Below are 16,598 nucleotides of genomic sequence, written 5' to 3' on the forward strand. Positions count from 1 at the left end.
TTTTGAAAATTACTATTCTACTGTGATTGGAAAATCAACTTCAATATCTGTTGCGCCACCGGCATTGGTAATGTCGCCAAGCGCTACATTTGAGGCATTTTTGTTCGGTCCGTGTCTTAAGCTGGCTCTCAAAGTGCCACTTGCTGCAGTGGTCGTGGTAAATGTAAACTCGAGCCCCAGTGGCTTGCCATTTTTATCAAAATTACTTGGACTTTTAGAATACGTAATGGGTTGAAGCACACCAGTCGTTTGAAAAAACATTTGGTGTTCTGTAGCTTCAGCTATTATCTCGGGTGTGATATCTATTGCCGGTATAGCCAAATCGTCTCTAAATGTTATGCTACCATTATAGGTTTTAGATCGCTCAAAAGGACTGCTAATACTAATTTGTGGTGCATTAGCTCCTTCGCCATCAAGGTCTTTGTACTCAAGTACAATGGTTTTTCCAGCAGTGGTTGGTACAAATTGTAACCTAACAGTTGTGATGAACTCTCCTTCATTCGCGGGTGCAACCACATCGTCAGTATTGGAGCAGGAGTTAAGTACTAAGGCCGAAAAAACGAGGGCAAAAAATTTGAAAAAGTGCTGCTTTCGATTGTTCATGAAGTAAGGTGTTTAATTTTTCATTTCGTTAATGCAATTGTGTTGCAAATATATTTATTATTTTTAATAACGCAACAAAGTTGCAATAAATATTTTCTAAACAGTTTTTTTAAGTGAAATGGTAAACAAAAGCCCTCCTTTTTTCAAGAAATAATATTGCTAAGTCATAGTTGCATAAGTTGCTGTAGGCGTTGTTGTTCTTGCCAATGGAAAGGAATCTGCAGCTAAAAAAGTGCCTTGCTTTAGGGATTGTATTTCTTCATCAGTACAAATACAGTTTTGCAAGAGGGTATGTAGCGCCTCTTTGTCCATTTCAATTCCAATAAAAACGAGTTCATTGAGTCGATCGCCAAACGTTGCTGTCCATCGTTCTTCGATTACATCTTGAAATTCTACAAAATTTCCGAAGGTCAATCTTTCGCCAAGAGGCATACTTGCATACCAAACTCCAGCTTCTTCGGCCTTTCTAGATCCACCTGCCTGACTCCAATTGATGGCTTGGTCTGCTCGTGATGCAATCCAAAAAAGCCCCTTACTTCTGATAACAGATTGGGGAAATTGTTCCAAAAGAAATTCCCACAATCGGTCTGGGTGAAATGGCTTCTCTTCTCTAAAAACGAAAGAATTGATGCCGTATGCTTCTGTTTCTGGAGTATGAAATCCTTCTAGTTCACGAATCCAGCCTGCAGATGTCTCAGCTTCTTCATAATTAAACAATTGGGTATTTAAAATTGCGTTTAAAGGAACTCGTCCGAACTGTGACTCTATCAATGTAGCGCCTGCATTTAGTTTACGCAAGGTTGCTTTTAGAGTTTTGAGCTCTTTGTCGTTTACCAAATCTGTTTTGTTTAGAATGATAACATTTGCAAATTCAATTTGGTCTACTAGTAAATTCACGATGGTTCTGTTATCATTTTCAATATCAGATAAATTCTGTGCTTGTAAGGTTTGGTCAGAACCAAAATCTTTAAAGAAATTGAAGGCATCCACTACGGTAACCATCGTATCTATGTAGCTGAAATGAGATAAATCAATATTTTCTTCCTCGTTAATAAAAGAAAAAGTTTGAGCTACAGGAATGGGTTCGCTAATACCCGAACTTTCTATCAATAGGTAATCAAAGCGATCTTCCCTGGCCAGTTTTTCTACTTCGATCATGAGGTCCTCTCGCAAGGTGCAACAAATACAGCCATTACTCATCTCGACCAATCGTTCCTCTGTACGGGATAAGGTATTTTCGGCTTTGACCAAATTGGCGTCAATATTAACTTCGCTCATATCGTTTACGATTACAGCAACTTTTAAGCCCTCTTTATTATGAAGAATGTGATTCAACAAGGTTGTTTTTCCGGCTCCGAGAAAACCAGATAATACAGTTACGGGTAATTTTTTCATGTGTGTTTTTGGTTTATAAAATTGAGTAAGTGTGCCGCTATGATTCCTGAAGCGCCAATGTAAATTAGTGGGGTTTCGATTTTAAAAATGATTTCCAATAAAATACTTAGGAATAGAAGGGTGAGCGAGCTGGTTAAAAGGACTGCAACAATCGTCTTCCCGTCGCGCAGTGCGGGTATGGCTGCGCAAAGGCCAATGCAGGCAAATAGTAAATCAAAATAGGGATTGTGATTGACCATTACTGGAAACATACTCAGTATAGGCAATGCTAAACAATGGACTAAACAAAAAATAGCGCTAGTTACACCCAAAAAATCTGGAGCTAAGGCTGTTAATTTTTTCATTTTCTTGTATCTTTGATTAATGCAATAAAGTTGCAAATGTATGGTTTTTATCTAAATGCAACAATGTTGCATTAATATATTTTAAAATATGAAAGCAAGCCGAAATACCACAGCAAAAACAACCATTTTAGAGATCATAAAAAACGCATCCGTGGCTTTATCACATACCGAAATTCAGGCGTTAAGCCAAAACGTATGCGATCGGGTTACTATTTACCGCGTTTTGGATCGTTTGGTATCCGAGGATGTGATTCATAAAATTGTAAATCATGACGGTACCATAAAGTATGCAAGTTGCCATCATGAGCATGAGCACAATCATGATGTTAAACACTCACATACGCACAATCACATACATTTCAGTTGTACCAAATGTCTGGCAGTGACTTGCCTTGATGAGGTGAAGCCCGTATTTAGTCTTCCTGATAATTATTTGGTACATGATTTTAATTTCACCTTATCAGGTCTTTGCCCAACTTGTTCTTTATAGTTTAGACTTGTCTAAAAATATTTTTTATATTAACTTTTTTGTGTAAGTTTGTCATTACATAGGTTTTGCGCTTTTTATGCATTTGAGCAAAAAAGTTGTTGCCATGCGTTAATTGTTTGTTATGACTTTATCCGAAGAGAATTATTTAAAAACTATTTACCATCTTTCTGCTCTTGCAAATACTGCAGTGAGTACGAATGCCATCGCTGAAAAGATGGATACCAAAGCGTCATCTGTCACGGATATGCTAAAGAAGTTAGCCGAAAAGAACTGCATCAATTATATCAAATATCAAGGTGTTTCTCTAACTGATACAGGAAAGTTAGCAGCTAAGATGATTGTTCGAAAGCACCGCTTATGGGAAACCTTTTTAGTCGAAAAACTCGATTTTGCTTGGGATGAGGTACATGAATTAGCAGAGCAATTAGAGCATATCAAATCCGAAAAGCTCATCAATAAACTAGATGATTTTCTAGGAAATCCAACCGAAGATCCTCATGGTGACCCAATTCCAGATGCTCAGGGTCGTATTCTTAAAATAGAAAAACAACTGCTTTCTGAATGTGAGAAAGGTAGAATTGGAATTTGTGTGGGTGTAAAAGATACTTCGTCTGATTTTTTAAAATACCTCGACAAGCAAGAAATTGCTTTGGGTTCTCAAATGGAAATTGTAGAAAAAGAAAGTTTCGATGCCTCCTTACGAATTCGTGTGGGCTCGAATGAAATTACCATATCTCAAAAAATTGCTAGTAATATTTATATTCAATAATTATGTTTCAATCGTTAGTTGATTATTTCACAAGTATCGACCCTATTTTGGCTGCGCTCTATGCCAGTTTATTTACGTGGTTTTTAACTGCATTAGGTGCTTCGTTTGTTTTTTTATTCAAAACCATGAACCGAACTGTCCTTGATGGTATGCTTGGTTTTACTGGCGGTGTAATGGTTGCAGCCAGTTTTTGGAGTTTGTTAGCTCCAGCAATAGAAATGACAGGTGGAGAAGGTTTTGCAAAGGTGATTCCTGCTGCTTTTGGTTTTTCGCTTGGTGCACTTTTCATTTTTGGAATAGACAAAGTATTGCCTCATTTACACATTAATTTTAAAGTTTCCGAAGGGGTGAAGTCGCCGTGGCAACGTACCACATTATTGGTTTCGGCAATTACGTTACACAATATCCCCGAAGGTTTGGCGGTTGGTGTTTTGTTTGGTGGTGTTGCTGCCGGAATTCCTGAGGCGTCAATAGGAGCAGCCTTAACCCTTGCAATTGGTATCGGGATTCAAAATTTCCCTGAGGGAATTGCTGTTGCTATGCCATTACGACGAATGGGAATGAGCCGCTGGAAAAGTTTTATGTACGGACAGTCTTCAGCATTAGTAGAGCCTGTTGCTGCTGTTTTAGGTGCTTTTGCGGTTACTTTTTTCACCCCTATTTTACCTTATGCTTTGGCTTTTGCCGCAGGTGCTATGATTTTTGTAGTTGTTGAAGAGGTAATTCCAGAAACTCAACAAGATAAAAATACTGATATTGCCACTTTAGGTTTTATTGGAGGTTTTATAGTTATGATGGTGCTGGATGTGGCCTTAGGTTAGGAAATAAGTTTTTTGAAAAGAATCAATTAAAATTTATAGTCGCAGATGAAAAAGTCAATTCTATTCCTTTTTATGATGATTAGCAGTTTAGTTTTGGCTCAAAGCCAAAAGCCTGCTAAAGTAAAAATAATCACTGTCAAGCAAAAAGTATGTCGTAGTCAAAAAGGGTTTCAATTTGTTTTAAAAACGATTGAAAACGACTCGCGTTGCCCTAAAGGAACTACTTGTATTTGGGCAGGTGAGGTAAGTGCTGTTCTGCAAGTCTTTGATGGACAAAAACAAGTTGAAGAAACAACTTTGGTTTTTAACGAAAAAAATAAGGAAGCTAATATAAAATGGTTCGCAAAGTATTTACCATTTGAAAAGCGAAAAATTGAAAGCTTGCTGGTGAGGCCATATCCCGTTGAAGGTTCGTCAATAAAACCTGCGGATTACGCCATACAAATAGGCTACATAAAATAGTCTAATTGCAGCCACAGTCAGAACTTCCACAATTTTTATCCTTTGATTTCTTCTTGAAAAAGAACTTTTTGATTAAGAAAGCCACTGCAATAATTAAAGTAGCAAATGCTACTATTTCTTGAATATCCATATTGTAAAGATAAGAAAAAGCAACCTGTTGAGGTTGCTTTCTTGTTTGTAATCACTTTCTAATTAAAGAGTGTGTATTATTGTTGTTTGTTGTTAAAAACGAGCTCCTAAAGATACAAAGAATGTTCTTCCTTCACCCGGTAAAATACCTGGTCCAGGATATCCACTTGCTCTGCGGGTAGCGTAATCTTTGTTCAATAAGTTATTAATTCCAGAACGAACATTGTAGCGTTTTAAAAACTTGTATTCAGCTGATAAATCCATTACTTCATAACCATTTAGTAATCCTGTTACACCATTTGCTGAAGGCGCTACTGTGTTATTAGCATCTGTAAAAACTTTACCTGAAGTTTTGTATTGCAAAGTAGACGAAAAGTGGTCAGTACTATAGCTCAAACCCACATTGTGAATGTAACGAGGCGCGTTTTCAACTCGATTACCTTTCAAGTTAGTGGTTGTAATCACTGATCCTGATGCAGTAAATATTTCAAAATCAGTATAACGAGAATCAATAAAACTAGTTGTTACAAAAAGATCTACGTTTCCGAAAGTTTTTTCAACACCAAAATATTTAGTGATATTTACGTTTACAAAACCTTCAATTCCCTTGTTTACGGTTTCTCCTAAGTTGGTTCTGAATAAGAACGTACCTTGTGTTGTATCATTATTATTTCTAAATTGTCTTACGAGACCAATACGGTTGTTGTAACTCAGGTAAAACACACTAAAATCGAAGTTCAAAAAGCCTTTCACAACACCACGGTATCCTAAATCAGCATTGTATCCTGAAGCATCTTTTAAGTTTTGGTCAATCACATCATTTATAGTAGGTGGTGTAATATCTGAGAATAAAACAGGTCTATATGCTTGTGTGATGTTTCCGTAAAAGTTTGTTGCTCCTAATTTGTACTCCATTCCTAATCCAAACAAAGGTTTGTTTCTTACCAATTGTTTGCTTTCAAACGGATCGTCATTGCCAGATGTGATTCCAAAACGACCTTCTCCCTCAGCAGTGATGTGCTCAAAACGAACTCCAGGAACAACACTCCATTTATCAGTCACTTTAAATTGGTTTTCGGCAAAAAAAGCAATGTTTTGTGTTTTAAACTGCAAGTCTCTTGGGTATTTTGCTGACGTACTTAAGTCGAAATCAGACCCTGCAGTTCCTGCTCCTTCTTGTTGTCTTTGCGTTTGTGCTTGGTAAGCACGAACTCCAAATGCCAAAGTGTTTTTATTTTTTCCTAAGGTGTACGTATAGGTGTTTCTGTTTTCGATTCCGAAGTTCTTGTAAAAATCGCGGTCAACTCTTCTATTGCCGTTAGAGTCTGGATTGTTTGGTGTTGCTGTATTTCCAACACTATTTCTTTCTCCAATTAATCCAAAAAGTTTAGTATTCGATTTTATAGAAGGAGACAATTGCGTGTCTAGTGTTAATGCAAACAAATTCCAAGGCGTTCCAAACCAGTTTCTTTCTCTAAAAGATTGTCTAGAATTTGCAGCAAATTGAGCGTCTGTTAAACCGCCTGCTTGTTGCATTTGGTAATCCATATTGGTGTATTCTGCTGCTAATTTGGTTTTTTCTGTAAAGGCATATTCTAAAAATACATGTGAGTTACGTACTTTATATTGGCTGTTTTCTCTCCATCCATCGGCGCTACGAGAGTGGTTGTAGGCGTAATATGAAAACTTATTTATTTTACCACCAATTGCATTGTAACTACTCATTAAGTTATAGCTTCCGGCTGTGTTTTGAGTTTCAAAGCTGAATTTTTTGTTTTGCTCGCGTTTTAAAACGTAGTTCACCATTCCACCAAACTGAGGGCCAAATTGTAATGAAGCACCACCACGAACTAGTTCAATGTTTTCTACTGCTTCTAAAGGTGGGTTGTAATACGCTTCTGGGTAACCAAAAACATCTGATGAGATATCGTAACCATTTTGTCTAGTGTTTAATTCCCAGCTACGGTTAGGGCTTAAACCACGAACTCCAATATTAATTTGAATACCAGATCCTTCGTTTTCCCAAACAGTAACACCAGGAACACGAGAGAAAACTTCGCGCGCATTGTTGGTAGTTAAGTTAGAGGTAAAGGCAGATAATTTTAAAACTTCGTTCTTTTTTCCTGAAAAAAGTACGGTTCCTTTTACTTCTGGTTGTCTTTCTGGGCTTTGTTTAAATGGGGTAACGGTTACTTCTTGTAAATCAATTATTAAAGAGTTAGCTCTTGTAATACTGTCTTTTTGTGCTTGTGTAAGTTCTTTTTCCTGAGCAAAAGCAAATACCGAGGTAAGTATTGCAGCTGTTACTAAACTGTTTCTCATTTTTATTTAGATTAATTCTATGCTGCAAAGATAAAACGAGAAACTTATTTAGACAAATTAAAAATAATTAAATTTACGATTTAACGATTGTTCAATTAGTAAAGGGATATTTTGAATTATTTCAAGATTTGAAAAGCAATCAAGGCAACGGCATAAGCAAATGCCGACATGAATAAAAGCTGACCAGCAGGCCATTTCCAAGAGTTAGTTTCCTTTTTTGTTACTGCCAAAGTACTAGCACATTGCATGGCAAAAGCATAAAACAAAAGCAATGAGATACCAGAGGCAAAGTTAAACACTTTCTCGCCTGTAGCAGGATTGATTTCGGCTGCCATTTTGTTTTTGATAGTGACTTCGTTTTCGCTACCGCCAACGCTGTAAATGGTTGCCAGCGTTCCTACAAACACTTCTCGGGCCGCAAACGAACTGATAATGGCAATACCAATTTTCCAGTCGTAACCCAATGGAGAGATAACAGGTTCAATTGCTTTTCCCATGATCCCAATATAGGAGTTCTCTAGTTTTTGTGAGGCAACTGCATTTTCAAAATCAGCAGGAGATAATGGTTTGTTAATGGTATTTTGAGTAACAATTTCTTCCGCTTTGTTGAATTTTTCTCCAGGTCCGTAAGAGGCCAAAAACCAAAGCACTATCGAAATGGCAAGTATAATTTTACCCGCGCCAAATATAAATGCTTTTGTTTTTTCGATTACGTTGATACCTACATTTTTAAACAAAGGCAATTTGTAATTCGGCATTTCAACCACAAAATACGTTTTGCTTTGAATTTCCAGGATTTTGTTCAAGATATAAGCCGAGAAAATGGCCATCCCAAATCCCAACAAATACAACAACATCAAGGTCATTCCTTGCATGTTCAAGAAACCAAACAAGCGTTCGTCAGGAATAACAAGTGCAATAATAATGGCGTAAACGGGCAGTCTAGCCGAACAAGTGGTAAACGGTGTAACCAATATAGTAATTAATCGCTCTTTCCAGTTTTCGATATTTCGCGTAGCCATAATTGCAGGAATAGCGCAGGCAGTTCCTGAAATAAGCGGTACCACACTTTTACCAGAAAGTCCAAATTTGCGCATGATTTTATCCATCAAAAACACCACACGGCTCATGTAACCGCTTTCTTCAAGAATGGAAATAAACATAAACAAGAAGGCAATTTGAGGTATAAAAATTAAAATTCCTCCAATACCAGGAATAATTCCTTGCGAAATCAAATCGGTTAGAACACCGGCTGGCAACTGCTCTGCCGCGAGCGAACTCAATGAGGCAAAAGAGGTATCTATGAAATCCATCGGAATTTTTGACCATTCAAAAATAGATTGAAAGATGACAAACAAAATCAAAAAGAAAATCGCATAACCCCAAACTTTGTGTGTAAGCACGCGATCAAGCTGGCTGCGGTAATCTTTGGCAACGCTGCTATCTACTTTTAAACCTACCTTCAAAACATCGTTAATAAATTGATAGCGTTTGATGGTTTCCTTTTGTTGCAAGCGTTTTAAATCAGAGTGTGATTTGGTAAATGAACTGCGAATTTCATTTCGATCTAAGTTCAAAAAGTTCACATCTTGCGTAATTACCAACCATAATTTGTATAAAAGCTGATTGGGAAATGCTTTGCGTAAACTATTGAAATAATCCGGATCGATAACCGAAGCATTCAAGCATGGTTCGCTCGAAATGGTTTTGAAACTTACAATTAACTGCTTCAATTCTTCAATTCCGTATCCTTTACGCGAACTGATCAAGGCAATTTTAGTGTTTAAATGTTCCTCTAGATAAGGAATGTCCAGTGAAATTCCTTTGAACTTCATTCTGTCAGCCATGTTGATGACAAGAATCGTCGGAATTTCAAGATCTTTTATTTGTGTAAAAAGTAGTAAGTTTCGTTTTAAATTCTCCACATCTGTAACCACAAGTGCTACGTCAGGATATAACTTGTCATTTTTATTGAGCAATAATTCAATAACAACATTTTCATCAATAGAACTTGCGTTCAAGCTATACGTTCCTGGTAAATCCAGAATGTTGGCTTTGATGTTATTGGATAGTTTGCAGAAACCAATCTTTTTTTCAACAGTAATTCCTGGGTAATTACCCACTTGTTGATTCAATCCTGTAAGCTGATTAAAAACCGAAGTTTTACCCACATTAGGGTTGCCAATTAAGGCTACATTGATGTTTTGTTTGCTTACCATAGGTCGGTTTTTAATAGGTCAACTGCAATTTCTTTAGCGGTTTCAATTCTAATAGCCACATGCGAACCATTGATATTTAAAAACAAAGGATCACCAAAAGGGGCAACTTGTAAGAGCTCGACCATATTGCCAGGCAAGCAACCCATTTCCAGTAATTTTAACGGAACGGTATCAATATCAAAGTCTTTGATTATGGCTTTTTCGCCTTTTTTGAGAGAATGTATCGTTGTTTGCAAACCTTATTTAGATTGAATTAAGATTGCAAAAATACACATTTTATAACAAACACAATTCATTGAGATAACAATTATTAAATTATACAAATGCCGATAAAATCGTTGTCCTAAATAGGTTGTGTGCGTATTTTTAAGTGTGTTAGGCTATTCTTCTGTTAAAAAACGGATATCTTCAATTAAGCGTTTTATGTCTTCTTTGTTGGTACCGTCATAAAAACCACGAACTCGTCTTTTAGTATCTACCAAAACAAAGTTTTCGGTGTGAACCATATCATACAATTCACTTGGCTTGCCTAGTTTCACAGCTAAGTACGATTTTCTAGCCATGGCATAGATTTCTTTTTTATCGCCGGTAACTAAATTCCATTTGGCATCGATTACATTGTGTTTTTTGGCGTAAGCCTTAAGTACAGGAACACTATCCGTTTCAGGAAATACGGTATGTGAGAGTAATTTAACTTTAGGATTTGTGGCAAAAGCTTTTTGAACTTCTTCTAGATTCACTGACATTTTCGGACAAATTGAACCACAAGTAGTAAAAAAGAAATCGGCTACATAAATTTTTCCTTCATAATCTTTTTGAGTAATTGTGTCGCCGTTTTGGTTCACAAATGAAAAATCAGCAATAGTATGGTATTTACTTTTGTATTGGACTGTGCTGTCTACTAGTTCTGGATTAACATCAGCTGGATTGTAAATAGGTAGTGATTTTGCAGGCTTTAATGCCGAGTAGAAAAGGGATAAAATAATGACCGAAAGCAAACCGAAAATTCCTAGAAACAAACGGTATTTTTTTAAGATTTCTAACATAGTTCTATTTTGGTACAAAAATACACAAATGCAAATTGTTTTGTATTGTAATTAACAGAGTTTTATTTTTAGTTGAAACTTGTTCTTAGACTAAAAAAAGAGGTTTAGAGTTTAAACCTTTTTCAAATTTTTTTGTCAAACCAAAATGTTTTGTGATAATCTGAGGAAACTTTAATTGTCAGTAAATTTATTAATAGCTTTGTTTACTTAACTAAAAAACTAATTAAAATGAAAAAAACCAACAATAAGCAATTGCTTTTTGTGATTCCTGCAATGATGGCTTTTGCAGTGGGTCAAGCCCAAAGTAATCCTGCGGCTAAGGAGCCAGGGATTAATGTGAATTACATGGACAAAAAAGTGAAGCCAAGTAACGATTTCTTTCGTTACGTAAACGGAACTTGGTTAGACAACACTGCAATTCCTGCGGATAGAACCCGTTGGGGAAGTTTTGATGAGTTGCGTCAAAGAACAGATGCGGATGCGTTAGCTATTTTAAAAGAAGCAGCCACGAACCCAACTTACAAATCAAATACCGATCAAGGTAAAGCGATTAATTTGTACAAGTCTATTTTGGACACCGTTGGTCGTAACAAAATGGGAATTGCGCCATTAAAACCTTTCCTTAAAAAAATTGATGCGGTTAAAAATGCTAAAGATCTTGAAGCATTATTAATCGAAATGGAGCCAATAGGTGGTATTGGTTTTATGGGAGCAGGTGTAGGTACCGATGCTAAAAACAGTAGCCGAAATGTAATCAATGTAGGTCCAGGTGGAGTAGGTTTGCCAGACAGAGATTATTACGTATCTGAAGATGCCGACTCTAAAGAAAAACGTGCAAAATACGTACTTCACGTTGCTAAAATGTTGCAATTTCTTGGTGATAAGCCAGCCGTAGCTCAGGCAAATGCAGAGAAAATTTTAGCGCTTGAAATTGCCATGTCTAAACCAAGATTAGACAGAGTAGAGCGCAGAGACCGTCGTAAGTCATACAACCCAATGACTTTAGCAGAGTTGAGTAAATTAACGCCATCGATAAACTGGAATAATTATTTCACTAAAATTGGTTTGGCGAAAGTTGATACCGTAATTGTATCACAACCTAAATACATGGTAGCGCTTGAAACGATGTTGAAAGAAAATAAAGTTGACGAGTGGAAAGCATATATGCGTTGGAGTTTATTAAACAGAGCTTCAAGCCAACTATCTACCGATATTGAAAACGCCAACTTTGAGTTTTACGGAAAAACCTTAACGGGTGCGGTAAGCCAAAGACCACGTGATGAAAGAGCACTTCAAACAATCAATGGAACGGTTGGTGAAGCTTTAGGAAAATTATACGTAGAGAAAAAATTTCCGGCTGAGGCCAAAGCCAAAGCAGAAAAAATGATCAAAAACATCTTCCGTGCTTTCGAAAATAGAATTAACAACTTATCTTGGATGTCTGCTGAAACTAAGGTAAGCGCCTTAGCTAAATTGAACAAATCCAGAATCAAAATTGGATATCCTGACAAGTGGAAAGACTATTCTGCTTTAACAATCAAGAGTCCAGAAGAAGGAGGAAGCTTTTTTTCAAATGCTTTGAGCATGGCTAAATGGCGTTTTCAAGAAAACATTGCTGAGTTGAACAAACCAGTAGATAAAGAGCGTTGGGGCATGTCACCACAAACCGTAAATGCATATTACAATCCATCAAATAATGAGATTGTTTTCCCAGCAGCTATCTTACAACCACCGTTTTACAACTACCAAGCTGATGAGGCTGTGAATTATGGCGGAATTGGTGGCGTTATTGGTCACGAAATTTCACATGGTTTTGACGATTCAGGATCGCGTTACAACGCTGACGGAAACCTAGTTGACTGGTGGACTGCAGATGATTTAAAACAATTCTCAGCTTTAACAGGAGCTTTGGCTGCACAGTACAGCGCATTGGAGCCATTGCCAGGAACTTTTGTAGATGGTAAATTTACATTGGGTGAAAACATTGGTGATTTAGGTGGTGTAAACGCAGCTTATGACGGTTTACAATTGTACTTGAAAGAAAATGGAAATCCAGGCTTGATTGATGGATACACTCCTGAGCAGCGTTTCTTTATTTCTTGGTCAACGATCTGGCGTTCTAAAATGCGTGATGAGGCTTTGAAAAACCAAGTAAAAACCGATCCGCACTCTCCAGGAATGTACCGTGCGTATGTGCCTTTGCAAAACATTGATACTTTTTATCAAGCTTTTGATATCAAAGAAAATGATGGTATGTACATTGCACCTGAAAAACGTGTAAGAATCTGGTAATTCAGTATCTTATAAATGCAAAACCCATTCGTTAAGGCGAATGGGTTTTTTTATGCCTAAAAGTCAAATTTTAAGGAATGGAAAGCTGTTGTTTTTTTGGAGCAGTACTTTTTTGCTCCGTACACTACTCGTCCCGCTGTACGCTATATTCCCGATAAATAAAAACTACGGCAAAAAAGCCTTGTTTTTCTAAATCGGGAGATGCCGCTGCCATCGGGGCTACGATAGTTCGTTTTATTTTAAACTAAAATCTACAAGGTCATAAGTGGTGTACATTCCCTCAACATCTTTAATACTATGTTTGGCTTCTAGCGGGAAATATTTTTCTAGTATATCAATACTTGTTATAAATGGATGAAAATTGGACTTAATATCTTCGGTAACCCATAATTCCATAACATTTACAATTGTATTTAAACCTGGAGGTTGTTCTAAATCGAAATAATCCATAACAACTTTATAACATTTAAATTGTTTAATGATTTTTGTTTCATTTTTGAATTCTTCAACTTTTGTTATAATCAATAAGTCATCATCTTTTAAATCACTACTATTAATAAACTTTTTTTTCTCTACGTATTGGCCGTTTGACGAAATAAATTCTTCAATTTCATCATTGTTATAGGAGTGATGAAATTTAATTATGCTTTTTGGCTCCTTTGAAAAAACTTGTTGCAATGCAACAGATTTAATCATGTCGAACATTGGATATAACTGCTCATCTCTTTGATTTATTGTGTCTAGTACCTTACCCTTTTCTAATAGAGCATGCTTTTTTACCTCTAAGGTCAATTTATCAAAAACTTTTTCCATAGACTTTTTATACAATACAGTATCTGTAATTATTTCTTTTTTCACAAAAACAATTGCTCCCTTTGTGGGAACAATTGTTTTATTTTGCGAATAAAGTGCATTACAACTAATGAGCAGCACTAGTAAGATCTTGACATTTTGTAAATTACGCTTTCCCATAGATCTTTTCTCTCTCACCTCCATGAAGCCATTCGGTCAATTTTAACTCACTTGGCATAAACTCAATTCCAGTACAACCTGCTTCTTCTATTTTTTGCTTTAATTTCTCAGAGACCATGTATTTAACTCCGCCTTCAACTTGTCTTAGTACAAAAAAATCTTCTGGTAAATTGTCATTTAGCACAAATCTCTCAATATAAATATTACTAGGATATCCTATTTTATCAATTTGCATTTTTTCTTTTTCATATTCTTCTATATTTGTGATTGGCAATTTTTTTATTTTGTCAAATAACCCATCCATTAAAAAAATCTCTGACTTATTAAAATCTATAAATTCTGAGTTTACCTCATAGAGGTTTAATGTCCAGTAATCCTCAATCATTTCGTTTTTGTAAACAACAGGGGATTTACAAAACTGTAATCCTGTTTTTCTATTATTTTCAAGAATTGATTTAAGTTTGCCACTCATTAATAATTTTGATGAGAAACCTATAATATCCGCAGATAACAAATCTGTCAATTTTGCTTTCTTCATTAAAATAGCATTTGCAGTAATCGGTTCAAAATCGGTCTTAACAAAATCTACCCTGTCTATAAATTTATCATCATCCCATATGTCACAATGGTAAATCGCTTGTTGCACTTGAGAGTGAGTTCCAACTATCTTTTTATTTCCCGAATTTGTAATACAATAATATTTCATAATCTAAAAAATTAATTGGTTAATTGGTGTGTTGGGATTATTTTTAATAGCTGTTTTTACTTTATCTATAATTTTGACCACTTCATTGTATGCTTGATTTGGAGTTACATTTGTAGGTATAGCGTCTAGATATCTTTGAATTAATCTATCATACTCAAAGTGACTACCATTATGAATTGCTCTACCCAATGGTATCCCATTTAATGCTTCGTTCATGTGAAAAGCATCTGCGGATTTAGCTGCCTTTTGGATAGCTGGATGAATACTCTTAGCCCATGGGATAATATGATGTGCTTGTCGAGCATCACTCACAGCAAGTCCTATCACTTTGCGTAGTTCAGATCTATGGCCGAATTTTAGAATATTACCTTCCATTTTCCATACCAACAATACTTTATGTGTAATTGTAGAGACAGAACTAGTAGCATTTTTTACTTTTATGGCATATTTTGTAGATAACGAAGCCCAACCTACTATTGGCACTGCGCTGGCATAACTCAACGTAGCATTTACGCCATCTCCTTCTATGGTGTAAAGAACACCATTCGCTAAATCGGCTACTTCTCCAAAGACTGGAATTAGTCCAAAAGCATCTAATGACATGTGCCTAAAATCCCATAAAATGCTATAATAAATTTGTACTTCATTCCAATCACGATGTAGATATTTTTTTGCTGCTCGTTGTATTAAATATTCTTGAGCAATTCGAGCAACTAATGTAGGATCAATTAAAAATTGATTTTGAACATCTTCGCTGAAGTAACTAATATTATCTTGAACAAATGATTCGGTTAAATTATCTTGGAAATTATTTGTATCCTTTAAAGCTTTAAAAAATAATTCAGTAGTTTCACGATCGCTTTCTGAATAATTTATCGAACAATAATTAATAACTTGCTTTGTAAAATCTGCAGCTTCCACATTTGGTTTTTCTAATAAATAATTAAATGCCCAATAATGAAGTTGGTTAATTGTGGTAAAAGGCAAATTACTCATAGGTATACTGGCAACACTATCATAATTGGCAAGTGCAAAAGCTACTTTATTTTGATTGTCGATGTTTAACCCACCATTATTTTTCATAAAATTAATGATCGTATTGTGCATCCAGTTGTTAGCCAGTACTACATTATTTAAATGCTGTGGCAACGTATTAATAAAACCAGCTACTTCTATAGCAAAAAGAAAATCAGGATTATTAATATCTTGTTCACCTTCATAGGGAATAGGTATGTATACACCCTCTAAACCGCCACCGCCACCGCCGCTTTCACCACCTTCATTACCATAATCTCCCTCACTACTTGAGCCTCCACCACCTGATCCACAATATTCGTAAGCAACTGATGTGGAAACACATAAACTACAAAGATCACAAACTCCACTTGAACAACTACCAGTTTTAGTACAATTAAACGTAGTAGTTGGTGTTTCGCACATAGTACCTGCACCCACAGAAATTATCGTCCTACTTTGTAATTGTGGGGTACTCATATAAATAACTTCTGAACTTTTTAATCGGTAGTCACCACTCTGGGTATTTAGTGCTTCTTTGTTTTTGAACAATAATTCGGCCCATTGCCCGCCATTTTTATGATAAACGAGGTTATAATATTCGTGTGGCTTTAATGCATTTTTATCAATAGGATAAATTCTGAAACTATAAGTTGCTTTATTATTTTGTGCAACATGTTTTAAAATCTTTGTTGTGTCAATTATAAAGTCATTCTTAATATACCTCTTTTTGAGTTGTTTGTCTAGTGTTATTGACTTGAATAAAGCAAAATTATCTTGTTGTGTCTCTTTTTTAAACTGACTGAAAGAAACATCTTTTTTTGAAGTGTTGATTTTGCTGTGCCTTTCTAAAGGATAGGTATCGTCGCTGCAATTAAATAGTGGTAACGCGGTAAGGAGTACGACAATTGTTTTAAATGTTTTTTTTAATAGCTGTTGCATAAATATAGATATTGGAGTTTATAAGTTATTTGTCCATCAGTGTAATATTATTTTGAAGTACTATGAACTAAA

The 16,598-nt window shown here is 35.8% G+C and carries 15 protein-coding genes; 5 read left to right on the top strand and 10 right to left on the bottom strand.

The genetic code is table 11. The annotated features are described in order from the left end of the window. Positions 1 to 12: 12 nt before the first annotated feature. From LQ189_RS15630 to LQ189_RS15640, 3 genes are all read right to left on the bottom strand, one after another. On the bottom strand, positions 13 to 603 hold the full coding sequence (locus LQ189_RS15630; RefSeq protein WP_230158460.1) for a type 1 periplasmic binding fold superfamily protein: 591 nt from the start codon (positions 601 to 603) through the stop codon (positions 13 to 15). A 159-nt stretch (positions 604 to 762) separates the two neighbouring features. Further along, positions 763 to 1,998, bottom strand: coding sequence for a GTP-binding protein (locus tag LQ189_RS15635; RefSeq protein ID WP_230158461.1), 1,236 nt, complete (start codon positions 1,996 to 1,998; stop codon positions 763 to 765). Further along, entirely contained in the window at positions 1,995 to 2,342 is a 348-nt protein-coding gene (locus LQ189_RS15640; RefSeq protein ID WP_230158462.1) for a MerC family mercury resistance protein, read from the bottom strand. Before LQ189_RS15640 ends, LQ189_RS15635 begins: the two co-directional genes overlap by 4 nt. A gap of 88 nt (positions 2,343 to 2,430) precedes the next feature. On the opposite strand from LQ189_RS15640, the gene LQ189_RS15645 reads away from it, so the two are divergent. From LQ189_RS15645 to LQ189_RS15660, 4 genes are all read left to right on the top strand, one after another. Continuing rightward, on the top strand, positions 2,431 to 2,832 hold the full coding sequence (locus LQ189_RS15645; protein WP_230158463.1) for a Fur family transcriptional regulator: 402 nt from the start codon (positions 2,431 to 2,433) through the stop codon (positions 2,830 to 2,832). A gap of 121 nt (positions 2,833 to 2,953) precedes the next feature. After that, positions 2,954 to 3,601 carry a metal-dependent transcriptional regulator gene (locus LQ189_RS15650; protein WP_230158464.1) on the top strand — a complete coding sequence of 216 codons (648 nt, stop codon included), beginning with the start codon at positions 2,954 to 2,956 and terminating at the stop codon, positions 3,599 to 3,601. Between the two features lie 2 nt (positions 3,602 to 3,603). Further along, the gene (locus tag LQ189_RS15655; protein ID WP_230158466.1) at positions 3,604 to 4,422 is read left to right on the top strand and encodes a ZIP family metal transporter; all 819 of its coding nucleotides are present in this window, start codon (positions 3,604 to 3,606) and stop codon (positions 4,420 to 4,422) included. A 45-nt stretch (positions 4,423 to 4,467) separates the two neighbouring features. Further along, entirely contained in the window at positions 4,468 to 4,884 is a 417-nt protein-coding gene (locus LQ189_RS15660; RefSeq protein WP_230158467.1) for a hypothetical protein, read from the top strand. Between the two features lie 222 nt (positions 4,885 to 5,106). Here the strand turns inward: LQ189_RS15660 and LQ189_RS15670 are convergent, their stop codons facing one another. The 4 genes from LQ189_RS15670 to LQ189_RS15685 all read right to left on the bottom strand — a co-directional run bounded on the left by LQ189_RS15670 (position 5,107) and on the right by LQ189_RS15685 (position 10,600). Then, positions 5,107 to 7,335 (bottom strand): TonB-dependent receptor, encoded by a 2,229-nt coding sequence (locus tag LQ189_RS15670; protein WP_230158471.1) that lies wholly within the window; start codon positions 7,333 to 7,335, stop codon positions 5,107 to 5,109. 116 nt (positions 7,336 to 7,451) lie between these two features. Continuing rightward, positions 7,452 to 9,554 carry a ferrous iron transport protein B gene (gene feoB, locus LQ189_RS15675; RefSeq protein ID WP_230158473.1) on the bottom strand — a complete coding sequence of 701 codons (2,103 nt, stop codon included), beginning with the start codon at positions 9,552 to 9,554 and terminating at the stop codon, positions 7,452 to 7,454. Next, on the bottom strand, positions 9,548 to 9,790 hold the full coding sequence (locus LQ189_RS15680; protein WP_086453397.1) for a FeoA family protein: 243 nt from the start codon (positions 9,788 to 9,790) through the stop codon (positions 9,548 to 9,550). Before LQ189_RS15680 ends, feoB begins: the two co-directional genes overlap by 7 nt. 144 nt (positions 9,791 to 9,934) lie before the next feature. Beyond that, the gene (locus LQ189_RS15685; protein ID WP_086453396.1) at positions 9,935 to 10,600 is read right to left on the bottom strand and encodes an SCO family protein; all 666 of its coding nucleotides are present in this window, start codon (positions 10,598 to 10,600) and stop codon (positions 9,935 to 9,937) included. A gap of 228 nt (positions 10,601 to 10,828) precedes the next feature. Between LQ189_RS15685 and LQ189_RS15690 the strand changes: the two genes are divergently transcribed. After that, the gene (locus LQ189_RS15690; RefSeq protein ID WP_230158475.1) at positions 10,829 to 12,892 is read left to right on the top strand and encodes a M13 family metallopeptidase; all 2,064 of its coding nucleotides are present in this window, start codon (positions 10,829 to 10,831) and stop codon (positions 12,890 to 12,892) included. Positions 12,893 to 13,126: 234 nt separating this feature from the next. Here the strand turns inward: LQ189_RS15690 and LQ189_RS15695 are convergent, their stop codons facing one another. Genes LQ189_RS15695 through LQ189_RS15705 form a run of 3 tightly spaced genes read right to left on the bottom strand, consistent with a single transcriptional unit; the run spans position 13,127 to position 16,526 of the window. Beyond that, the gene (locus tag LQ189_RS15695) at positions 13,127 to 13,864 is read right to left on the bottom strand and encodes a hypothetical protein (RefSeq protein WP_230158477.1); all 738 of its coding nucleotides are present in this window, start codon (positions 13,862 to 13,864) and stop codon (positions 13,127 to 13,129) included. Then, positions 13,851 to 14,570: an imm11 family protein gene (locus tag LQ189_RS15700; RefSeq protein ID WP_230158478.1), complete on the bottom strand. Its 720-nt coding sequence runs from the start codon at positions 14,568 to 14,570 to the stop codon at positions 13,851 to 13,853. The genes LQ189_RS15695 and LQ189_RS15700 overlap by 14 nt, the downstream gene beginning before the upstream one ends. 3 nt (positions 14,571 to 14,573) lie before the next feature. Continuing rightward, positions 14,574 to 16,526, bottom strand: a complete 1,953-nt coding sequence (locus tag LQ189_RS15705) for an AHH domain-containing protein (protein WP_230158479.1) — start codon at positions 16,524 to 16,526, stop codon at positions 14,574 to 14,576. Between the last annotated feature and the right edge of the window lie 72 nt (positions 16,527 to 16,598).

The organism is Flavobacterium sp. CECT 9288 (assembly GCF_918731615.1).
GTDB lineage: Bacteria > Bacteroidota > Bacteroidia > Flavobacteriales > Flavobacteriaceae > Flavobacterium.